The 21,268-nt window shown below is 57.4% G+C and carries 16 protein-coding genes and 1 pseudogene; 4 read left to right on the top strand and 13 right to left on the bottom strand.

Translation table 11 applies throughout. The annotated features are described in order from the left end of the window. Positions 1 to 18: 18 nt before the first annotated feature. Entirely contained in the window at positions 19 to 987 is a 969-nt protein-coding gene (locus ABWL43_RS25700; RefSeq protein ID WP_404485231.1) for a DUF932 domain-containing protein, read from the bottom strand. 77 nt (positions 988 to 1,064) lie between these two features. Continuing rightward, on the bottom strand, positions 1,065 to 1,337 hold the full coding sequence (locus tag ABWL43_RS25695) for a hypothetical protein (protein ID WP_404488491.1): 273 nt from the start codon (positions 1,335 to 1,337) through the stop codon (positions 1,065 to 1,067). Between the two features lie 603 nt (positions 1,338 to 1,940). On the opposite strand from ABWL43_RS25695, the gene ABWL43_RS25690 reads away from it, so the two are divergent. Together ABWL43_RS25690 and ABWL43_RS25685 are read left to right on the top strand one after the other, a co-directional pair. Continuing rightward, entirely contained in the window at positions 1,941 to 2,171 is a 231-nt protein-coding gene (locus ABWL43_RS25690) for a helix-turn-helix transcriptional regulator (RefSeq protein ID WP_404485228.1), read from the top strand. Positions 2,172 to 2,602: 431 nt separating this feature from the next. Next, positions 2,603 to 3,619, top strand: a complete 1,017-nt coding sequence (locus ABWL43_RS25685; protein WP_404485226.1) for an inovirus-type Gp2 protein — start codon at positions 2,603 to 2,605, stop codon at positions 3,617 to 3,619. Positions 3,620 to 3,700: 81 nt separating this feature from the next. Here the strand turns inward: ABWL43_RS25685 and ABWL43_RS25680 are convergent, their stop codons facing one another. The 11 genes and pseudogenes from ABWL43_RS25680 to ABWL43_RS25630 form a co-directional block, all read right to left on the bottom strand. After that, on the bottom strand, positions 3,701 to 4,423 hold the full coding sequence (locus tag ABWL43_RS25680) for a hypothetical protein (protein ID WP_404485223.1): 723 nt from the start codon (positions 4,421 to 4,423) through the stop codon (positions 3,701 to 3,703). Between the two features lie 120 nt (positions 4,424 to 4,543). Then, a pseudogene (locus tag ABWL43_RS25675) lies at positions 4,544 to 5,757 on the bottom strand (tyrosine-type recombinase/integrase). Positions 5,758 to 6,127: 370 nt separating this feature from the next. Further along, positions 6,128 to 6,898, bottom strand: a complete 771-nt coding sequence (locus tag ABWL43_RS25670; RefSeq protein WP_404485220.1) for a helix-turn-helix transcriptional regulator — start codon at positions 6,896 to 6,898, stop codon at positions 6,128 to 6,130. 214 nt (positions 6,899 to 7,112) lie between these two features. Then, a complete protein-coding gene (gene ppa / locus ABWL43_RS25665) occupies positions 7,113 to 7,640 on the bottom strand; it encodes an inorganic diphosphatase (protein ID WP_003176323.1) in 528 nt (175 codons plus the stop codon). Positions 7,641 to 7,733: 93 nt separating this feature from the next. Continuing rightward, a complete protein-coding gene (locus ABWL43_RS25660; protein WP_124418538.1) occupies positions 7,734 to 8,564 on the bottom strand; it encodes a zinc-dependent peptidase in 831 nt (276 codons plus the stop codon). Positions 8,565 to 8,570: 6 nt separating this feature from the next. Then, positions 8,571 to 9,227 (bottom strand): DedA family protein, encoded by a 657-nt coding sequence (locus ABWL43_RS25655; RefSeq protein WP_106579396.1) that lies wholly within the window; start codon positions 9,225 to 9,227, stop codon positions 8,571 to 8,573. A 438-nt stretch (positions 9,228 to 9,665) separates the two neighbouring features. Next, positions 9,666 to 10,124: an N-acetyltransferase gene (locus ABWL43_RS25650; RefSeq protein ID WP_145162530.1), complete on the bottom strand. Its 459-nt coding sequence runs from the start codon at positions 10,122 to 10,124 to the stop codon at positions 9,666 to 9,668. A gap of 96 nt (positions 10,125 to 10,220) precedes the next feature. Continuing rightward, positions 10,221 to 11,051, bottom strand: coding sequence for an ethanolamine ammonia-lyase subunit EutC (eutC, locus tag ABWL43_RS25645; RefSeq protein WP_145162527.1), 831 nt, complete (start codon positions 11,049 to 11,051; stop codon positions 10,221 to 10,223). Next, entirely contained in the window at positions 11,048 to 12,442 is a 1,395-nt protein-coding gene (locus ABWL43_RS25640; RefSeq protein WP_404485215.1) for an ethanolamine ammonia-lyase subunit EutB, read from the bottom strand. Before ABWL43_RS25640 ends, eutC begins: the two co-directional genes overlap by 4 nt. Before the next feature lie 53 nt (positions 12,443 to 12,495). After that, positions 12,496 to 13,929, bottom strand: a complete 1,434-nt coding sequence (gene eat / locus ABWL43_RS25635; protein ID WP_145162522.1) for an ethanolamine permease — start codon at positions 13,927 to 13,929, stop codon at positions 12,496 to 12,498. 219 nt (positions 13,930 to 14,148) lie between these two features. After that, positions 14,149 to 15,669: an aldehyde dehydrogenase family protein gene (locus tag ABWL43_RS25630; RefSeq protein WP_106579392.1), complete on the bottom strand. Its 1,521-nt coding sequence runs from the start codon at positions 15,667 to 15,669 to the stop codon at positions 14,149 to 14,151. Between the two features lie 272 nt (positions 15,670 to 15,941). Here ABWL43_RS25630 and ABWL43_RS25625 point away from each other — a divergent pair, with 272 nt between their 5' ends. Together ABWL43_RS25625 and ABWL43_RS25620 are read left to right on the top strand one after the other, a co-directional pair. Beyond that, a complete protein-coding gene (locus tag ABWL43_RS25625) occupies positions 15,942 to 17,843 on the top strand; it encodes a sigma-54-dependent Fis family transcriptional regulator (RefSeq protein ID WP_404485212.1) in 1,902 nt (633 codons plus the stop codon). Positions 17,844 to 18,235: 392 nt separating this feature from the next. Further along, on the top strand, positions 18,236 to 21,250 hold the full coding sequence (locus ABWL43_RS25620) for a hypothetical protein (RefSeq protein ID WP_404485210.1): 3,015 nt from the start codon (positions 18,236 to 18,238) through the stop codon (positions 21,248 to 21,250). The last annotated feature ends 18 nt before the right edge of the window (positions 21,251 to 21,268 follow it).

The following is a 21,268-nucleotide window of genomic DNA, read 5'->3' as shown; positions in this document are numbered from 1 at the left end:
GATGCTGTGTTTGATGGTTCACGCAACGAGTTGTAACGCTGCATCGAGTGCCTTCTGTTTGATTACTGCGCCTTGCCCAAACCATGCCGAATCCATTCGATACTCAGAACTCCTGGCACGCTTTTCATGATCCACATATTCAGTCACGGCATTCAGCAAGCCCCATGCTGTTCCGCGAGCGGACTCCATTTCAGATCCTCGGCCTTTACCTTCGTAGAGGCTTTGCACCTTCTCCATAGCTCGTTTGTTGGGCAGTACATTTGGAATGGGGTCATGCGCGCCGGTGTCGCATAACACTTCCATAAAGAAGCCGATGACTTCTTTCGTCTGAACTTTGCGTTCGGCGAGGGCGCGCATCCGATACATGAATTCGTCCCATCGCGAGACGGCAATACCCAGTCGCTTTTTGATGGTTTGCGGGTCAAAACGCGTGCTGTGCGGCACTTTTATGGCGTGACTGGCGCTGTTCAGGGAGATGCTCAGGGTGTTGTTGCAGACCACGCGAACGGTGGTGGGGGTCGCAGTGGTAGCCAATGTGCCGTCGCACGAAGTCGCCAGCAGTAGATAACCGTTGACTTGATCCTTGCCCCTTAGGGTTGTCGCCTGGCCTGTTCTGGCGAGAGCCCAGAACTTACGACCACCTTTGAGCACTCCAGCGGTTTCAAGTGCGTAGCCCGAGACTTCCGTCAGTTCTCGATAGAACTCCAAAACTTCACGGGGCTGGACCACTTGATAGCGATGCGAGACCACCGACAGAGGTGCTTTAGTGTCGGATCGGTACAGCACCTTTTGCTCCGGGAATGAGTGAATGGTGCCTAGGTGACGGGCGGCATCGGCTTTGAAATGAACTGGGCTGTCCTGAATCTGCCAGTTCATGCCGGCTTCGCGTTGCCAGACTTCCAGGGGTTGATTCGGTGACAGGGCAGAGCCCAAGCCATGCCAGGGCGTAGCACCAACATAAGCCATTTGTTCAATGAGATGAGCCATATGTGATTCCTTTGAGTAACGGTCGGCATAAGCGCTGCGCAGATCGCAGCACGAGCCAGGATGATTAGGTGTGCTGATTAAGTAGGCAGGTTGAAGCGATGTCCGCAGACCAGACAGAGGTTGTTGGCCAGCGCATGGCGATCCAGCTTTTCGCCGAGCTGAGCGCCGAGCGCGCAGCCGCCCACGCTCCCGGCGAGCCCGCCAAGTAAGGCACCAGAGAGGCGTCCAAAGTTGATGCCCAGCGGACTGATAAGAGCGCCTGCGGTCGAGCCTATTTGGCTATCGATGAGCGCTGTGCTTGCTCCGTGCGTGGCACCGACGACAGTACCCACGAAGGCAGCAATCTTCATGGCCGGTTGGAGGTAGGCAATTTTTCTGGAGGTACAGCAAGGGCACTGAAATAACATGGTGTTGGATTCCATGAGGGATATTCAGTGTGGTGATGTAGTTATGAAATTAGTTTCAATATCGTTTTGGTGGCGGGGGCTAGCGGAGTTGGCAGCCAAAGGCCATGCGGAGTTAGTTCCTCAGCTACTGAGTTAGTTCCTACGGTTCAGAAAGCTCCTTTTAAGCGGGGATTTTTGGGTACTTGCGAAGGTTTTTTGCCAACCGATGCGTCGATGGAAAACTACTTGAATGGCCAATGATGTGTCCGGTCCTCTAGAGCAGTATTCACGAAAAAGAAGCAGAGGCAGCGGAGCTGTAACCCAGAAACCACCGCGAGGTCTCACAGGCACGTCATACGAATTGACGGAATAGATGCATGAGGGCAACGTCGAGCGAGGGGGGGGGGGGGAGAGACCACTTCCACGGATCGGGAGGCGGGCAGCGTGTTTTCACATTTGAGAAGTATGCCAATTCTCAGGAAAAAAATACTTGTCGCTGCCGGTCTTATTGTTGCGGCACGCTCGCTTTAAAGTCGCATCACTCCCAAACACATAACGAGTAGCCAAGTGACAAACACCCAAACTGTTTTCTACCCGAGGATATTGCGCCTTAAGCAATTGACCGAGCGTATCGGCCTTGGGCGGTCAACGATTTATGATCGCATGGACGTCCAGTCGCCGAGGTACGACGCTACGTTCCCCAAACCGATCAAGCTGGGGGCCTCGGCCATTGGCTGGATCGATTCCGAAATCACCACTTGGATTGAGCAGCGCATGTCTGCCAAGGAGGCAAGCTAATCATTAAAAGGCCTCTTCACCGGTGAGTAGGCTGAAATTTTCTGACTATTTTTGTGCTGAATTCGAACACTAACTCTGTATGGAATTTTAATTAATATCTTTATTGTGAGGTGCGCTACTGGCAGTGCTTTGATCGAACTCGGCTTGCCTAAATATTTCTGGCTTATATGTTATTAGCAGTAATTAGTAGTATCTCTCTTTGCGATTGGTAATGGCTCTACTGATGATGAGGTTCAATGCTAATCAATGTCATTTTACTTATCCATCTGATAGAGAGGCATGCCTGAAGAATGTGCAGAAGAATGGATTGACTTGATCTAAGGCAAGTCAATCAATAATCAACATAAATCTATTGAGTGCTTAAGGGTATGAAGGGCTATGTAAGCGTGTCTAATCATGAGCGCTATAATGCGCTCTTGAGCACGTGTCGTATGAAGCTTGAGAACGGTGACATACAGGGCGAGTTAGATATCGGTTTGGTCTGTGAGCTGAAACGAACATCGTTTTTGGCTCAACAGCTTATCAAGTCGGAGGGGGACGCATTTGAGTTGTATGTTGACAGGGACGGTGGCAGCGCTCTGAAGTTCAATGCTGCGGGTGATATATTACGTAAGCTGGTAAAAATGCATGTTTTCAGTGATGACCGATTTGGTGAGTTGTATAGGTTTGAGCCGTATATCGACTTGGTCGTCAGGCAGATTGCAGATGCGGGTTTGCATCACACGTATTTGTCGCACAAACGAGCAGCACTATGCGGTGATGCTCAGGTGCTGCTTGCATTGTTTAACGGTTGTGTTAATAGGATTCGCCAAGAGGCTAAATCTAAGCAGTTCCAGTCCAAGCTTAAAAACTACCAGCGTTCAGGCAATAAAAATTACAAAGAGCTGACGGAGTACGTAGATGCATTGTTTGAGCGCTATTCCAGATTGTTGGTGCTGAGGGTTGATCTAGGCTACCGCAAAGAGTTCTCCAAGACGACACAGGCTGAAGCCAAGCAAGATCGAGAGCACCTGTTCCAGAACACTAGGTCGAACAAGCTGTTTGGCGATATGGTGGGTCACATTTGGAAGCTGGAGCATGGGCCGGATAAAGGCTTCCATTATCATATGATGTTTTTCTTTGATGGCTCCAAGGTTCGGGAGGATGGAACGCTGGTCAAGCGAATAGGCCAGTACTGGCTCAATGTGATTACTAAAGGCCGAGGCGTGTATTACAACTGTAACGCGGACAAATCGCGCTACAAGAGCTGTGGGATCGGTATGGTCGATCACCGGGATAGCCTGATGCGGGATGGGTTAGGCAAGGCGGTGCTCTACCTGACCAAGATTGATCTCTACATGAAGCTTCAAGCGGTTGGGCGCGGCATGGGCAAAATGGAACGACCGCGTCAGAAAGACCCGCGCGGTAGGCCTAGGGCAGTCCCCACTGATAGCACTCGCGCTGCATAGGGGGAACGCAGCCAAAGGCTCTCAGCGGCACTGAGGGCCGTATGGTCGATCTCGAAAGCACAGCTGCGGGAAATCTGAGCTTTATTGTGCATCCGCATGTTTATTCTTTTTCCAAGCAGGATTAACGAGTTTATCTTTAGGAAGCCAGGTTTTCTCTAAAAGCTCTCGAATATTCGATGAGGTCAAACCAAGTGGGCGGGTTTTGAGAATGAACTCAGCCAGATCCTCCTCTAGTGCGATTGCTGCGCTACTGTAGCTTGGCCAGCCACCCTCCGGTTTCAACTCCTCAAGCAGTCTTATTGCTTCTTCTTGGACTGGTAGGAAGTTTTTAATTCGAGCTTTTCCGTTTTTGCTGTTTTGTTGAGAGCGTTTTTTAGATTCCGCGTGTTTTTGGATGGCTGCGGATTTTTCTATTATTTCTCCGACCATTAGGCTGGCGTGGTTGTTGAAGGCCCAGGCGCGGACATGTTCGTTGCTTGCTTCGGCGGTCCTAGCCAGTTCAATGTACAAACAGGCGTATTGAGCCTCTTTGAGAACGCTCTTGGTTTCGTCGTCATACTCATTGACTTCGCTGTCCCACGCCTGCTCAAGTTCCGTTTGTAGTGCAAGATCGCTTGTGACCAAGCTGATGTCATTTAACAGTTTGATATATACGTCGCGGCCAAGAAGCGGTTCGAAGAAGTGTTCGAAGAGTAATCCGTGGCTTCTCGCGATTGCTTCCCCAATGCTGGTATTGCCGATACGTACATTCAGATGTGTTGCGAGTTGAATCGCTGAAAAGAGTGTTGACGTCGTTTTTTTCATTGTGTGGTTCTTTATCGTGGCTGTTGACGTTGTGTGGCGTTCGAGACCTCAGTTTCTCAGGGCAGTAAAGATACATATCCGCATTTTTTGGACGGCAGGTAACGTAGGCATGGTTCAAGCTCAAAGTTTGGCAGCGGTTGTGGGAGTGGTTAGAAAGCTGCTCCAGTCGTTCATCAACGCACGGCGCTTGTCGAGAAAATCGGAGCGAGAATAGGCGCCTTCAGTTTGGTCGCGTTCGTCATGTGCCAGCGCCATTTCGCATACCTCGCGTGGGTAATGGGTACATTCCCCGGCCCAATCCCGAAAGGAAGACCGAAAGCCGTGTCGCGTGATGTGCTCGTACCCCATGCCTGTAGGAGCGTTCGTACTGCGTTTGCATGCATGACCCCCGTCTTACCCTGACCAGGGAATAGAAAGGGGCTTCCTTCATCTCGCGGAATGCTCTGCACTAGCTTTACGACTTCCTCGGCAAGCGGGATTACAAATGCGACTCGCATCTTCATACGTTCATCCGGTAGAGACCAAGTACCAGCTTTCAGGTCAAACTCATCCCAGCGTGCAAACCTCACCATGTGCGCGCGTGCGCTGGTCATGATCAAGAGTTGAGTGGCCAAGGACGCTGGTGTGGTGTTTGCGCTGAGTTTAGCCATCAGCGTGGGTACGTCTTGCCAGCGTAGAGCTTCGAAGTGTTCGCGTTTCCGAGCCTTCTTCTTTTCAGCGCGACTCAACAGATTGTCTAAGTGCCCACGCCAGCGAGCAGGGTTCTCACCCTCTCGCAGGTTGCGTGCCTTGGCGGCATCCAGAACCTGTTCAATTTGCCCACGTACCTCATCGGCGGTTCTGGTTTTGGTGGCCCAGATTGGTTGCAGCACCTTGAGCACCTGGGGTGTACCGATCTCCTCGGCTGACAGTTTGCCAATGTGGTCAAACGCATACAGCTCCAGCTTCCGCAGCCAGCCTTTACGCCACTTCTCTGACCAGGTGCCCCCGTGTGCTTCGCAGTAGTCTTTCGCGAGTGTCTCGAACTTCAGCTGTTTCGCTTCGCTGGTTCGCTGCGCTTCGCGTTGTGCAGCGCGTTCGATGTCGCGAGCGGCTAGGGGATCTACACCGTCGCTCAATTGACTGCGTTTGGCGCTGGCTTCTTGTCTGGCTTTCTTGAGGCCCACTTCAGGGAAAGAGCCCAAGCCCATTTCCCTACGACGGCCTGCCAGTTGGAAGCGAAGGAGCCAGGACTTACGCCCGGAAGGTTTGACGACCAACCGTAGCCCATCACCATCTTCATAGGTACCGGGTTCGGTCAGGTTTTCGACTTGTTTCGGATTCAGCTTACCCATTGGATTTCCCCTATCGTTCCTTTTGTCCCCCCACCTGTCCCCCCACTTCATCGTCGGATGAGGTCAAATGGTGTCGAACACCATCGGACAGGGGAGCGACTGAAACACCCGTGATAGCTAGGCTATCGGCAGGATTCTCGGATGGGATAGGATTATTTAGGACAATTAAAAAGCCGGCTTGTGGCCGGCTTCTCGGGGACTGCCTCAGCTTGTTTTTGACAAACCTCACCAGCCTTCAAATCGCTCAGCCAACTTACCGTCTGACTGAATAGTAGGGGCATCCGCGGGAACTCCTCCGCATCGCCAGGCAGGATGGATAGCGCAAAGCCACCCCCTGCCAAATGTGCGGCGGATGATACCCACATTCACTTCAAATGCCTACCTCCGGGTCCGATTTAGAGCCTTCCCAGCCCAGCAGTTGTTCGTCCAGCGGCACCGGTCGGCGGTTGTTGAGGGTGGACCACCAGAACACCCAGCCCACGATCTGAAAGTTCTGTTCGAAGCGTTGCTCGTGGGTGAGGTATTCGTCCGGGTGTTCGCTGGCGTTGTGGCTGCGCATGCGCAGGCCGCCGCCGGGGCGGTTGTAGAGGTATTTGATGCGCAGCATGCCGTCGTGTTCGACGGCGTAGATTTCGCCGTCGGTGATTTGGCTGCGGCCGCGGTCGATGGCGAGGGTGGCGCCTTGTTGGATGATGTCGATCATGCTGTTGTCGACCATGTAGGCGCCTATGGCGCGGTCGGGGTTTACGTTGAGGGTTTCCAGAGTATGCAGGGAGACGCGGATGCGTTCGCTTGAGGTGAAGGTGGGGTGGAGGGCGATCTCCACGTCGATTTTTTCCGGGAGGCAGGCGGGGCCTGTGAGGTATTTGCCGCTTTCTTCGCGGGTGGGCAGTCCTTTGGTGGTGCCGGGGCCTTCCAGCAGGAAGTTGGCCGGTGGGTGTTTGAGGCCTTCGCCGGTGCGTAGCCAACGGCTGGAGACGCAGAGCAGTTCTGCGATCTCGTTGAGTCGGCCCATGGGCACGCCGCGTTTGAACCAGTTGTTCACGTGTTGAGGCGTGACGCCGCGGTTCTTGGCGAAGTCGGAGGCGGAAAGATGAACTTCCCGTAATAACGCTTTTAGTCGATCACCTGATGTATTCATAAACGCAGAGTTTACTGGCCGGAAAAAGACATCAAATAAACTATGCGTTGAATTGCGCGTGTAGGGATTTACTTAGTTGTAGGTCGATATGTCAGTGTCTTAACGCTGTTAAACATTGCGCATTAAACATTGCACTTGGAGTTTAATTTTTCCCACAAAAAAAGCCCCGAATAGTCGGGGCTTTTTTGATTGCCGGGGCAATGAGGAGCGGGTATCAGCCTTTGTAGGCAGCCACCGACTTCATGATCTCGGCGCGGGCGGCGTCTGCGTTGCCCCAACCGTCGATCTTCACCCATTTGCCTTTTTCGAGGTCTTTGTAGTTCTCGAAGAAGTGCTTGATCTGTTCCAGCAGCAGTGGCGGCAGGTCGGTGTATTCCTTCACGTCCACGTACAGCTGGGACAGCTTGTCGTGGGGTACCGCGATAACTTTGGCATCGCCGCCGCCGTCGTCGGTCATGTTCAGGATGCCGACTGGGCGCGCGCGGATGACCGAGCCTGGGGTAACCGGGTAAGGGGTTACGACCAGCACGTCGAGGGGGTCACCGTCGTCAGCCAGGGTGTTGGGGATGAAACCGTAGTTGGCCGGGTAGAACATTGGGGTGGCCATGAAACGGTCAACGAACAGGCAGTCGCTGTCTTTGTCGATTTCGTATTTGATCGGCGCGTGGTTGGCCGGAATTTCGATGGCGACGTAGATGTCGTTCGGCAGGTCTTTGCCAGCCGGAATCTTGCTGTAGCTCATTGGGCGTTGCCCCCGTAGTTGGCCATTGAACATGGCCGGATTGGCCTAAAAGTGGCGGCGATTATAGGCATATTCTGACGCCGATGCCATGCGTCAGACGTCGTACGGCGCGTGGCGTTCTGTCTGATAGCGCGCGTCGCTGGCTTGCAGTTGGTGCAGGCGGGCCAGGGGATCCTGGCGATAGAAGCGGCTCAGTTGCGCGTACACCTGTGGATAAGTGCTGACCAGTAAATCCGGGGCGCTGAAAAAATATTCGCTGGTGACGGCAAAGAACTCCGCCGGGTTTTCGGCGGCGTAGGGGTCGATCTCGGTGTCCGCGTCCGGGTTGGCGTCCAGCTGGCGATTGAGGTCATCAAAGGCGCTTTGCATCACGCTGGCCCATTCCTGCACGCGCATGTCGTGGTGCAGCGGCGGCAGGCCGTTGGCGTCGCCGTTGAGCATGTCGAGTTTGTGCGCCAGCTCGTGGATCACCAGGTTGTAGCCTTCCCACTGGCCGCTGGCCAACACGCCGGGCCAGGCGAGAATCACCGGGCCTTGCTGCCAGGCTTCGCCGCTGTGTTCGCCGTCCCACTCGTGTTCGACGCCGCTGGCATCGCGATGGCGTTGCGGGCTGACGAAGTCGTCGGGGTACAGCACGATTTCGTGGAAGCCTTGGTACCAGTCGAGGTCGCCCAGGTTCATCAACGGCAGTTGCGCCTGGGCGGCGAGCAGCAGGCGCTGTTCCTGGTGCAGCTCGACGCCGGGCAGGGCGGTGAGGTGTTTTTCGGCGAGGAAGACTACGCAGGCTTCGCGCAGCCACTGGTCTTGCTCGGCGCTGATGCCGTCGAGAAAGCTCAGGTGGTGGCGCACCCGTTGCCAGGTGTCATCGGCAATCGGGTGCTTGGCCAGCAGGCGCCGGCGACGCCAGGCGCTGAGGGACCACATCGCAGGTTACTGCGGTTTGGCTTCGGAGGACGAGCGGCCAAAGCGGCTGCGGAACACACCGATGATCATCGGGATCAGCGACAGCAGGATGATAAAGACCACCAGCAGCGACAGGTTCTTCTTGATGAACGGCACATTGCCGAAGAAGTAACCCAGGGTCACCAGGCCGCCGACCCACAGCACGGTGCCGAACACGCTGAACCCGAAGAAGCGCGGGTAAGGCATTTTGGCGATGCCGGCGACGAAGGGTGCGAAGGTGCGCAGGATCGGCAGGAAACGCGCCAGGGTCACGGTTTTGCCGCCGTGCTTGTCGTAGAACTCGTGGGTTTTTTGCAGGTAGTCGCGGCGGAAGATTTTCGAGTTCGGGTTGCTGAACAAGCGTTCGCCCACTGTTCGCCCGATCACGTAGTTGGTGCTGTCACCCAGGATGGCCGCCAGCATCAGCAAGCCGCCCAACAGGATCGGGTCCATGCCGCCGCCTGCCGCGATAGCGCCAGCGATGAACAGCAAGGAATCACCGGGCAGGAATGGCATGACCACCAAGCCGGTTTCGCAAAAGATAACCAGGAACAGAATGGCGTAGATCCACACTCCGTAGTTTCTCACCAGCATGTCGAGGTACACGTCGAGATGCAGGATAAGGTCGAGCGGGTTGAAATCCATGGATGGCACCTGTGTGAATGGCCCGGCTCAGCAGGCCAGTGCGGGGTCTACGGGTAAGTAAGGCTACAAGTGTATGCCGTATTTCTTACAACCCTGAAAGGTCCGCATTATACGTATTGAGAGGTGAAAAGCGTGTGGGTTTTGTAGCGGGGCATGTCGTGGGTATGTCCGATCTACATTGATCCAAATAGGGGAGCGGGTCTTCTGTGGTGAGCTGACTGAGTGTGGCCAGCGGGCTTGCTGTGGCGAGCGGGCTTGCCCCGCGTTGGGCTGCGAAGCAGCCCCCCGAGAAGTTCTGCATTCCTTCAGTTATAACTCGGCGGCTGTTTTTGGGGCTGCTGCGCAGCCCAACGCGGGGCAAGCCCGCTCGCCACACTCAGCCTGCTCGCCACTGTAAGGCCGTTCACCACAAGGGGAAGCCGAAGCCATTCGGCGTTATCAGTTTTCGCTGATCGGCAACACGTAGTTCTTGAACTCCGTATCTTCGCGAAAGCCGATCGACTCATAAGTCTTCTGCGCCACCTCATTGTCACTGCTGGTCGACACCCGCAGCCGCACCGCCTGGGTTTCCTTGGCCATTTTCTTGGCCGTGCGCATCAGGTTGTCTGCCACCAATTGCCGGCGCGCATCTTCGGCCACATAGATATCGTTGAGGATCCACACGCGTTTAAGCGACAGCGACGAAAAGCTCGGGTAAAGCTGACAAAAGCCCAGCAACCGCTTGTCATCATCGTCGGCCAGGGCCAGGTAGATCACCGACTCCTTGCGGCGCAGGCGTTTTTCCAGAAACGCCCGCGATGAATCCGGAAACGGCAGCGCGCCATAGAACTCGCGGTATTTGACGAACAACGGGGTCAACAGGTCCAAGTGTTCCAGGGTCGCTTGAGTAATCCGCATGCCAGGCCTCAACTTCCAAAGGGGGGATGACCACACAAGCGGCCGTGACCGGATGCTGCCTAATGGCGCGAAAAAGCGCAATCGTGCGGCTATCGTTCATTCCGGCGGGCTGAGCAGGAAATTGCCTTTCATCAGGTCAGGATCATCCGACTCGAGGGTCTGCACCTGTGCCTCGTCCTTGAGATTGACCCCCGACAGCTGCCGGCGACACGCCTCTTTCATCAAGTAAAGCAGGCGATGCGCGGCCATGCCGTAGCTCAGGCCTTCCAGTCGCACGTTGGAAATGCAGTTGCGATACGCATCGGTGAGCCCGACCTTGGGGTTGTAGGTGAAATACAGCCCCAAGCTGTCTGGCGAGCTGAGCCCCGGCCGCTCGCCGATCAGAATCACCACCATCTTGGCGCCCAGCAATTGGCCAATTTCATCGGCCACCGCCACGCGGCCCTGTTCCACCAGGATGACTGGCGACAAGGACCACCCTTCGGCGTGAGTCTGTTCTTCCATGCGTGTCAGAAACGGCAGCGTGTGTTTATGCACGGCCAGCGCCGACAGCCCGTCGGCCACTACCACGGCCAGGTCCACGCCGCCAGGGTTCGCGGCGGCGTAGTCGCGCAAGCTCTGCGCCGACTCATCACTCAGGCGTCGCCCCAGGTCCGGGCGTTGCAAATACATATGCCGGTCAACGGCGGCACTGTGCAGCAACAAGCTCTCACGGCCGCGCTCGGCCAATTGGCTGCTCAGGCCTTCATGGTCAAAAGGCAGGTGCACCGCATCGCGCGCCTGGGCGTGGGCGAATTGAAAATCCAGCTGCGCGCTGGTGGGAATGCTGGTGCCGGTGCGGCCCAGGGCGATGCGCGCCGGGGTCAGGCGGCGCAGTTCCAGCCACGGGTTGTCAGGCAGTTCTACTTGCACAGGCGGCTCCTTCATCCCAATTGCTTCAAGGCGTGGCGAAACGCCGGTGGCAGGCTGTTGCCGAAGTGCACCTTGCCGTCGGCTTGCGTGAAGATGCCCATCTTGGCCAGCCACTGTTCAAACTCCGGCGCCGGTTTTAAACCCAATGTTTGCCGGGCGTATAACGCGTCGTGGAACGAGGTGGTCTGGTAGTTGAGCATGATGTCGTCGGAGCCGGGGATGCCCATGATGAAGTTGATCCCGGCCACGCCCAACAGGGTGAGCAGGGTGTCCATGTCATCCTGGTCGGCCTCGGCGTGGTTGGTGTAGCAGATGTCGCAGCCCATCGGTACGCCGAGCAGCTTGCCGCAGAAGTGATCTTCAAGGCCGGCGCGGATGATCTGCTTGCCGTTGTACAGGTACTCGGGGCCGATAAAACCTACAACGGTGTTGACCAAAAACGGCTTGAAATGCCGCGCAACGGCGTAGGCGCGGGTTTCGCAGGTTTGCTGGTCGACGCCAAAGTGCGCGTTGGCCGACAAGGCGCTGCCCTGGCCGGTTTCGAAATACATCAGGTTCTGGCCCAAGGTGCCGCGGTTCAGACTCAAGCCTGCGTCGTAACCTTCCTGCAGCACGCTCAGGCTGATGCCGAAACTGGCGTTGGCCGCTTCGGTACCGGCAATCGACTGGAACACCAGGTCCAGCGGTACACCTCGGTTGATGGCCTCGATGGACGTGGTCACGTGAGTCAGCACGCACGCCTGGGTGGGGATTTCGTAGCGCTGGATGATCGCATCGAGCATCTCGAGCATGGCGCAGATCGAGGCGATGCTGTCGGTGGCCGGGTTGATGCCGATCATGGCGTCGCCGTTGCCGTAGAGCAGGCCGTCGAGAATGCTCGCGGCGATGCCCGCCGGTTCATCCGTCGGGTGGTTGGGCTGCAGGCGCGTCGACAGGCGCCCGCGCAGGCCCATGGTGCCGCGAAACTGGGTGACCACGCGGATCTTTTGCGCGACCAACACCAAGTCCTGTACGCGCATGATCTTGGAGACGGCGGCGGCCATTTCCGGTGTCAGCCCCGGCGCCAATGCGCGTAGGGCGTGTTCGTCGGCCGCGTCACTGAGCAGCCAGTCGCGCAGGCCGCCGACGGTCAGGTGACTGACCACGCTAAACGCCTGTTTATCGTGGGTGTCGATGATCAGCCGGGTGACTTCGTCGCTTTCGTAGGGGATCAGCACTTCTTCGAGGAAGTGTTTCAGCGGGATGTTCGCCAACGCCATTTGCGCGGCCACGCGTTCGCCGTCGTTCTGCGCGGCCACGCCGGCGAGGAAGTCCCCGGAGCGCGCCGGGCTGGCCTTGGCCATCACGTCCTTGAGGCTGTCGAAGCGGTAGGTCTGTGCACCCACCGCGTGGGAAAAGCTTGCCATACAGTGTCTCCTTGGCGACGCGGGCCAACTGCCCGCGTCGAGGTTTACGGCATTCAGTGCAAGGCGGCCTCTGCGGCCTGGATCGCGGCGAATTCTTCTTCGGGCGTGCCTGCTACCAAGTGATGCCGGCTGTAGAAAGCAAAGTAAGCAATTAATACTCCATAGATGATCGCGGCGCCAATCACCACCCGTGGATCCACCAGAAAGCCCGCTACTACGGCTACGCAGGCCAGTACCAGCGCGACACCTGAGGTGAAAATGCCGCCCGGTGTGCGGTACGGACGGTCCATTTTGGGGCGGCGGATGCGCAGGGTGATGTGCGCGGCCATCATCAGTACGTAGGAAATGGTCGCGCCGAATACCGCCACTAGAATCAGCAAATCACCCTGGCCGGTCAGCGACAGGCCAAAACCGATGATGCCCGGGATCACCAGCGCCAGCACCGGCGCCTTGCTTTTGTTGGTCTGCGACAGTTTGCGCGGCAAGTAACCGGCGCGGGACAAGGCGAAGATCTGCCGGGAATACGCGTAGATGATCGAGAAAAAGCTCGCGATCAAGCCTGCCAAGCCGACCAGGTTGACGAAGCTGCCCATCCAGGTCGAACCGCCGTAGGACAGTGCCAGCGCCTCAACCAACGGGTTGCCCGACTTGATCAACGCGTAAGTGCCCGCGCCGCCGGGGGCGATGACCAGAATCAACAGGGCAAAACTGGTCAGCACCACAATGGCGCCGATCAGGCCACGAGGCAGGTCACGCTTGGGGTTCTTGGTTTCTTCGGCAGCCAACGGCACGCCTTCGACGGCGAGGAAAAACCAGATTGCATAGGGAATCGCCGCCCATACGCCGACGTAGCCGAACGGCAAGAACGTGCTGGCGCCTTTGGCCTCGGTCACCGGGATGTCCAGCAGGTTCGCAACGTTGAAGTGCGGCACCATCGACACCAGGAACACGCCCAAGGCAATCGCTGCAACGGCGGTAATCACAAACATCAGCTTCAAGGCTTCGCCCACGCCGAAAATGTGGATGCCGATAAAGATGATGTAGAACGCCAGGTAAATCATCCAGCCGCCAATGCCGAACAGCGACTCGCAATAAGCGCCGATAAACACCGCAATGGCGGCGGGGGCGATGGCGTATTCGATCAGGATCGCGGTGCCGGTGAGGAAGCCGCCCCAGGGGCCGAAGGCGCTGCGGGCAAAGCCGTAGCCGCCGCCGGCGGTGGGGATCATGGAAGACAGTTCGGCCAGGGAGAAGCACATGCACAGGTACATGGTGGCCATCAGCAAGGTGGCGAGGAACATGCCGCCCCAGCCACCTTGGGCCAGGCCGAAGTTCCAACCGGCGTAGTCGCCGGAGATCACATAGGCAACGCCAAGGCCGACCAACAGCACCCAGCCGGCGGCGCCTTTTTTCAGTTCGCGTTGTTGGAAGTAGTCGGTGCCGACTTTTTCGAAGTCGACGGAAGAGCCAGTAGGTTCGCTAGGCATGGGAAAGTACCGTCCATTCTTATTGTTTTTAACTCGGCCTCTTTGTGCCGAATGCGAGTTGCGAGTACTTGCGAAGAGCTAATGTGGGCGCTGGCTTGCCTGCGAAAGCAGTGTGTCAGCCACCACACGCTTAGTTGATACACCGCCATCGCAGGCAAGCCAGCTCCCACACTTGATTGCATTTCAAGTTGAGAACTGGTCGCCTGTTACAGGTTTAAGTTAGAAGAAACCCAACGGATTAATGTCGTAGCTCACCAGCAAGTTCTTGGTCTGCTGGTAGTGATCCAACATCATCTTGTGCGTCTCACGGCCCACACCGGACTTCTTGTAACCGCCGAACGCGGCGTGCGCCGGGTACAGGTGGTAGCAGTTGGTCCACACGCGGCCGGCCTTGATCGCGCGGCCCATGCGGTAGGCGCGGTTGATGTCGCGGGTCCACACACCGGCGCCCAGGCCGAACTCGGTGTCGTTGGCAATTGCCAGGGCTTCGGCTTCGTCCTTGAAGGTGGTGATGCTCACCACCGGGCCGAAGATTTCTTCCTGGAACACGCGCATTTCGTTGGTGCCCTTGAGCAGGGTCGGCTGGATGTAATACCCGCCGGCCATGTCGCCGCTGAGCTTCTCGACCTTACCGCCGGTGAGCAGTTGCGCGCCTTCGCCCTTGGCGATTTCCAGGTAAGACAGGATTTTGTCGAACTGCTGCTCGGACGCCTGGGCGCCGACCATGGTGTCGGTGTCCAGCGGGTCGCCGCGTTTGATCTGCTCGATCTTTTTCATCACCACTTTCATGAAGTCGTCGTAGATCGACTCTTCCACCAGCGCGCGCGATGGGCACGTGCACACCTCGCCCTGGTTGAAGAACGCCAGCACCAGGCCTTCGGCGGCCTTTTCGATAAACGACGGTTCGGCTTTCATGATGTCGGCGAAGAAGATGTTCGGCGACTTGCCGCCCAGCTCAACGGTGGACGGAATAATGTTCTCGGCCGCCGCGTGCATGATGTGCGAGCCCACCGGCGTCGAGCCGGTAAAGGCGATCTTGGCGATGCGCTTGCTGGTGGCCAGGGCTTCGCCGGCTTCTTTGCCGTAACCGTGTACCACGTTCAGCACGCCTGGCGGCAGCAGGTCGCCGATCAGCTCCATCAGCACGTTGATGCCCAGCGGCGTTTGCTCGGCGGGCTTGAGCACCACGCAGTTACCGGCGGCCAGTGCTGGCGCAAGTTTCCACGCGGCCATCAGCAGCGGGAAGTTCCACGGGATGATCTGGCCGACCACGCCCAGCGGCTCGTGGAAGTGATACGAGGCGGTCAGTTCGTTGATTTCAGCGCTGGTGCCTTCCTGCGCGCGGATGCAGCCGGCGAAGTAGCGGAAGTGGTCGGCCGCCAGTGGGATGTCGGCGTTGAGGGTTTCACGCACGGCTTTGCCGTTGTCCCAGGTTTCGGTGATGGCCAGCAGTTCGAGGTTCTGTTCGATGCGGTCGGCGATTTTCAGCAGCACCAGCGAGCGGTCCTGGGCTGAGGTCTTGCCCCAGGCATCTGCGGCGGCGTGGGCGGCGTCGAGGGCTTTGTCGATGTCTTTGGCCGTGGAGCGCGGGAAGTCGGCGATAGGCTTGCCGTTGACCGGCGAGGTGTTGGTGAAGTAGTTGCCATCCACCGGCGCGACGAATTCGCCGCCGATGTAGTTACCGTACTTGGCCTTGAACGAAACGATCGCGCCTTCAGTACCGGGATGTGCATAACGCATGGTGGGTATCTCCTGACTTTTATGTTTATTGGAGTTCAGCGGTGTTGCGCTTGATAAAGCGTAGAGCAAAGGTCGGGCCATTGCTTTGCAGGCCAGGTAAATCAAGGGCTTGAGGTTTATTGCAAAGCGTTGCTGTGACAGGGCTGGTACAGGCGGGGTGACAGTGTGTGCCATAAACGGTACAGCCTGTGACCGGCGGGTCTGCCCGGGATTGCAATGCCTGGATGGCTGGGGGATGCTGGCTGTTCTCACGCAGAGAGAATAATAAGAACATGCAAAACGATCATTTCAGTCGCCATGCCCAGCAAGTCCTCACCGTCACCCGTGGGCAGGACCTTGCCCAAGGCCCTGGCAGCGACCCGTCCATCGCCCGCTCCTGGCTGCGTTGCCTGGAGGATTATCACCTCGACCCCGCCTTGAGCATCGCCCCCACCGTGCTCGAACATGGCCGCCTGCTGGAAAGCCGCGAACGCCTGCAGCAGGTGCTGCACATCGCCGGCAGCGAAATGAACAGCCTGCATCAGCAGCTTTCCGGCGCCGGCCATGCGGTATTGCTCACCGATGCGCGTGGGGTGATTCTCAACTGTGTGACAGCACCTTCGGAACGCAAGATTTTCGAGCGCGCCGGGCTGTGGCTGGGCGCCGACTGGAGCGAAGCGTGCGAAGGCACCAACGGCATCGGCACCTGCCTGGTGGAGCGCCAGTCCCTGACCATTCACCGCGATGAGCATTTTCGCGGCCGCCACACCGGCCTGACCTGTTCGGCAAGCCCGGTGTTCGACCCTCAGGGTGAGCTGTTGGCCGTGCTGGACGTGTCGTCGGCGCGTGAAGCCGTGTCGCGTCAGAGCCAATTCCACACCATGGCGCTGGTGAACCTGTCAGCGAAGATGATCGAGAGTTGCTACTTCCTGCGTCATTTTGAAAACCAATGGTTGCTGCGTTTTCACCTGCAGGCCGAATCCGTGGGGCTGTTCAGTGAAGGGTTGCTGGCGTTCGATGGCGAAGGGCGGATCTGCGCCGCCAACCAAAGCGCGCTGAACCTGCTGGCACAGGCTCGTGGCGGTTTGCTGGGGCAACCTGTGGAAGCGTTTTTCGAGTGTTCCCTTGATCAGCTGCTTGGCCGTGCCAGCGCCAACGCCACGGCCAGTTGGCCACTGCGTACCCGTGATGGCCGGCATCTATTCGCCGCATTGCGCGGCCAGGCGCGCAGCGTACCGGCACCGCTGGCCAAGCCCGAGGCCCCGCGCCTGGCGGGCATCTGCCTGGGCGACCCGGTGCTGCAGAATGAGTTTCGCAAGGCGCTGCGCGTGTTCGAACGTGACGTGCCGTTGCTGATCAACGGTGAAACCGGTTCGGGCAAGGAAGCCTTCGCCAAGGCCGTGCATCAGGCCAGTCAGCGGGCCGACAAGGCGTTTGTTGCGCTCAATTGCGCCGCCATCCCTGAAAGCCTGATCGAAAGCGAGCTATTCGGGTATCGCGGCGGCAGTTTTACCGGCGCGCTCAAGGAAGGCATGCGCGGCAAGTTACAGCAGGCCGACGGCGGTACCTTGTTTCTCGACGAGATCGGCGACATGCCCCTCGCATTGCAAACCCGTCTGCTGAGGGTGTTGGAAGACCGTCTGGTCGTGCCCATCGGCGGTGAGCCGCAAGCAATCAATGTGCGAATCATCAGCGCAACCCACCGTGATTTGTTGGCGCGCGTAGCCAGCGGCAGCTTTCGCGAAGATTTGTACTACCGCCTCAATGGCCTTGAAATCGACGTACCGCCTTTGCGCGAGCGCAGCGACAAAGCCCAATTGCTGGACTTTTTGCTCGCCGATGAGGCGCCAGGGCAGGTCGTGTTGCTCGACCAGATAGCGCGTCAGGCGCTGCTGGACTTTACCTGGCCGGGCAACGTGCGGCAGTTGCGCAACGTATTACGCACCTTGGCGGCGTTGTCCGAGGATGGGCGCATCAGGTTTGACGACTTGCCGCCAATCATTCGCCGGGCCCGCCCCGCCGTGGCCTCTGAACCCGTTCCCGGTCTTGCCTTGAACGATGCGGAGCGCGTGGCCTTGCTTGAAGCGTTGCAGCAACACCATTGGCACATGACCCACACCGCTGAGCATTTGGGGGTGAGCCGAAATACGCTTTACAGAAAGTTGCGCAAACACGGGATTGAACGAAGTTCTTGAGCTTAATCAGGCCATTAACGCCGGTTATGTGTTGCGTAATGTAGAGAGAGAAACAACCAGTAATTGACATATCCGAACGCAGACTTTTTGGCAGTCTGTTGTGATGTTTGTAGGCGGTTGCACCACTCAGTGCGTGAACAGTCAGCCAGACTGTTTTGCCTGCGAGGTGTTGAATGACTAATGTTTCGAAGTTTAGTCCACAGCCAATCTTTGCAACTCATGCAGCGGCGCCGGTCGTGAAGTCCGCCCCGGCGCCTGCCGATAGCCCTGCCATTGGACAGGCGCGCAATACCGCGTTGCCGGACAGCACCGAGTGCCGTGCCACGGGGGATGCCCAATTGGCGAGGTTCTTCGCAAGCGCATTGGCCACGCGTTCCTACCAGACGTCGGGGATGTCGCCTGATGTTCAAGTGCCCGCGGGGTCCACGCTTGGGCGTTGGCGCGCCCAGCTGGACAGCGCGTTCAAAGCCCCTGGGTTCCTCGCGTGGGCAAAAGGGCAGGGGCTTGATACGGCGGGCATGCAACTGGACCCGGCGCGCGGGGAGCTTGCCGGCATCGTCGACGGCAAGGTGCAGACTTTTACGCTGCGGGACGATTCGGGGTGGTCTGATGTTTCCCGAGCACTGTTGTCGATTGCCAGGGTAATCGCGCCTCAACCCGGGCATGGGTTCAGTTACCCCTGGCCGGAAGGCAAAGTGCCGTTGTACACAGTGGGCCGGTTTTACAACCAGCCGATAGACCTCACGCCGGCGCAAGCGGCCTTGCACCGCAAGAAGCTGGCGAATAAGGCGCTGTTTGAATTCGCGCCCTCGGCTTATGCATCGCTGCGGTCTGCAGAGGCGTTGGCCCAGCAGCAGACGGCGCTGGGTGATGACGCTGACTGTCATGCGCTCATGACTGCGCTGAGGTCTCAGGCAGACGACGCCAGCGGGAGCATCGACCTGAACCAGGTCATGCTCCAGATCGACCCGCGTTCCAGCCGATTTGCCAGCGAGCAGCGCCGCCAGATGAGCGTGGCGCAAATGCTCAGGCAGGATGGGCATAAAGTGCCCGTCAATAGTCAGCAGGCTCAGGGTTTGGCGCTGGCGTTATCGTTTGACCTTGCCCACCGGGCGCCGCGGGCGAACGCTGGCGGGGCAAGGCCGATCGCTGGTTTATTGAGCGCAACCTCACTGCGCAAGGTCCGCGCAACGGTAGTTCAATGGCACAAGGCCCAAGTAACCCACCGTTCAAATCCTCAAGCGGGTGCCGGCAGCTTATTACGGGGGTTGATCAGCGAGCTTCCTCCGGCCACCAGGGCGACGATAGCGAGCAACCCTGCGTGGGCATTGGACCAGCTGATTCGATCACCCAAGGCGCGGGCCCTGGGTCAGGAGATACAAAAAAAGATCAAGGTGATCGAGACGCCCACCAGTGTCATTGAGAGTGTAAGTGTCGCCCTGGTGCAAGAGCTTGATCCTGGAATGGGCAAGTCTTGCTTCAACCTGGCGGGCTACAACCTGTATCAAAGGGACAACGCAGGTTACTCACCGGCAACCATCGTCAAAAGTTTCATCACTCACCTTGAGCGTAAGGTCGGGGTTGAAGCCGCGCCTCTTGCTGCGCAGCTGTTATTAGCGGCAGCCGCCCCGGAGTTCCTGGTAAAAGACATCCCGCCTAACCTTGTTTATGGCTCTCATACATGGGCGAACTTTTCCATAAAAGTTTCACGTATAGAACAACAAGTGCCTGGCGCTTCGGGGAACATGACGTTCAGCCAAGTCATGGCGTTTGGTGAAGCGCCACTTACGTCCCTGGAAAGCGAGGATCAGCTGAGCGCTGCGTCAGGTATTGCAATTATTACCTGGGGCCTGGCCAACGGCGTTATCGCGCATAAACCCGACCACAACTATACGTACACCGACGTCAAGCGTTCCCAAGAGGCGTTGAATAAACAACAAAAAGAGCTGGCATGGGCGCGTGATACCTTGTCAGCGCCTGCGACGACGCGAGAGCAGTTGGCGGCGGCTGAGTTGAAACGGGTGTTTCCTGAGTTGGACCCCACCCAAAAAGTATTGCAGGCACCGTGGGTCAAACATGACCCTGTTTCGCTGCTTGATGTCTATATGAGCGGGCCGATCAAGCCAGAGCGCTGGCGGTCGCTGAATAACAAAGCGCTGCCTTGGGCGGCAATAACGCCACGCCTTACTCAACTTGTTCCCGATATCAATCAGGTATTTTCTACAACGTTTGAGAACTATAAAGTGGCGCACGACAGTGCCTGGGCCATTCAGTTTAAGTATCAGCTTTCGCTTTTACCCAGGGAGGATCAAGCGCGTATTGAACAGTCCGCGGTCAGTTTTATCGAGGTGTCTCGCCCCTTTCTCAATACAGCGCCCGCACCGTGGTTGTCCTGGAACAGTGTAGAGCCTGTATCAGGACTCTCCTTGCACACCGATATCAAGCCCCGCACGCCGACAGCACAGGAGATAGAGGCACTCAAGGGCCGGCATGGTTTGCTCATGAAAGCTGCGGGGAGTGCGGGCCAGGCCAGCTACTACAGTTACTTCCCGGCATTGGGGCGGTTCGTCAAGGAAAGCGGGTTTCCGGGTGAACACACCAATGCTAACGATGGCGCTTATTTTGGCGGGAGCACCCAAGGCCGTGTTCCGGGCACGTACAACGTCTATACGCAATACGGCGCGACCCACCACGGGCCTGATCCCCTTGAACGCCCCGGTACATTACACGGGACGTATTTTTCCGCCAAAAGCGGTGCCCTTGGTATCACCGCAGCCAGCTTTTTTACCCGAGACTATGAGGCGCTAAAGTCCAAGGCGGCCGGCATGACAGCGATAGAAAAAGGAAAGCGCTACGACAAACAGTTGAAGGATTTTTTTCTTGGGCTTATCCCTTTCTACGACGGTATTCAGGACGCGATTAAGGGTGACGTATCGGGCGCGATCTTTAATATCGGCTTCGATATTTTAGGCTTTGCGCTTCCGGCGCTTAACACGGCTCGAAAAGCAGTCAAGGGCGGTCAGTCGCTCGGCAATGTCATCAAGAGTTCGGTCTTTTCCGGGGTCGGCGCTTCGGTGGGCTATACCGATGCGGCCGATATTGCAAAAAACCTTAATCGAGGGGCGAGCGCTGGGTATAAAGATATCAAGTACGTGCTTGAACATGGCGACGAGGTGTTGTCCCGATTAAGAGGGCGCTGGCGCAGCTATGATGTGACAAAAGTTTATAAAGACGATGATATCGTTAAGGGGTTTCATCGCACGCAAAGCAATAATTTGTGGGTGCCCGTGGTTGCTGTTTTCAAGAAAGGTGCGTGGTACGCCTACAATATTCTCACTAATACGCCGTTTGGGCCTCAGTTGCTGCAGTTTGGTGTAGTAAGTGCGATAGCCCCTGCGGCCAAATAATTTGGCAAGTAGTTACAT

The organism is Pseudomonas sp. HT11, assembly GCF_044875395.1.
Taxonomy (GTDB): domain Bacteria; phylum Pseudomonadota; class Gammaproteobacteria; order Pseudomonadales; family Pseudomonadaceae; genus Aquipseudomonas.
The sequence above is the reverse complement of the archived record's forward strand: the minus strand, read 5'-3'. Positions and strand labels throughout refer to the sequence as shown.

Excerpts from the sequence above, each read along its gene's own strand:
- ABWL43_RS25630 (WP_106579392.1), bottom strand. The coding sequence starts at position 15,669 with ATGCGTTATGCACATCCCGGTACTGAAGGCGCGATCGTTTCGTTCAAG.
- ABWL43_RS25655 (WP_106579396.1), bottom strand. The coding sequence starts at position 9,227 with ATGGATTTCAACCCGCTCGACCTTATCCTGCATCTCGACGTGTACCTC.
- ABWL43_RS25685 (WP_404485226.1), top strand. The coding sequence starts at position 2,603 with ATGAAGCTTGAGAACGGTGACATACAGGGCGAGTTAGATATCGGTTTG.
- ABWL43_RS25680 (WP_404485223.1), bottom strand. The coding sequence starts at position 4,423 with ATGAAAAAAACGACGTCAACACTCTTTTCAGCGATTCAACTCGCAACA.
- eutC (WP_145162527.1), bottom strand. The coding sequence starts at position 11,051 with ATGAAGGAGCCGCCTGTGCAAGTAGAACTGCCTGACAACCCGTGGCTG.
- ABWL43_RS25625 (WP_404485212.1), top strand. The coding sequence starts at position 15,942 with ATGCAAAACGATCATTTCAGTCGCCATGCCCAGCAAGTCCTCACCGTC.
- ABWL43_RS25640 (WP_404485215.1), bottom strand. The coding sequence starts at position 12,442 with ATGGCAAGCTTTTCCCACGCGGTGGGTGCACAGACCTACCGCTTCGAC.
- eat (WP_145162522.1), bottom strand. The coding sequence starts at position 13,929 with ATGCCTAGCGAACCTACTGGCTCTTCCGTCGACTTCGAAAAAGTCGGC.
- ABWL43_RS25695 (WP_404488491.1), bottom strand. The coding sequence starts at position 1,337 with ATGAAGATTGCTGCCTTCGTGGGTACTGTCGTCGGTGCCACGCACGGA.
- ppa (WP_003176323.1), bottom strand. The coding sequence starts at position 7,640 with ATGAGCTACAGCAAGATTCCGGCTGGCAAAGACCTGCCGAACGACATC.
- ABWL43_RS25700 (WP_404485231.1), bottom strand. The coding sequence starts at position 987 with ATGGCTCATCTCATTGAACAAATGGCTTATGTTGGTGCTACGCCCTGG.
- ABWL43_RS25650 (WP_145162530.1), bottom strand. The coding sequence starts at position 10,124 with ATGCGGATTACTCAAGCGACCCTGGAACACTTGGACCTGTTGACCCCG.
- ABWL43_RS25660 (WP_124418538.1), bottom strand. The coding sequence starts at position 8,564 with ATGTGGTCCCTCAGCGCCTGGCGTCGCCGGCGCCTGCTGGCCAAGCAC.
- ABWL43_RS25670 (WP_404485220.1), bottom strand. The coding sequence starts at position 6,898 with ATGAATACATCAGGTGATCGACTAAAAGCGTTATTACGGGAAGTTCAT.
- ABWL43_RS25620 (WP_404485210.1), top strand. The coding sequence starts at position 18,236 with ATGTCGCCTGATGTTCAAGTGCCCGCGGGGTCCACGCTTGGGCGTTGG.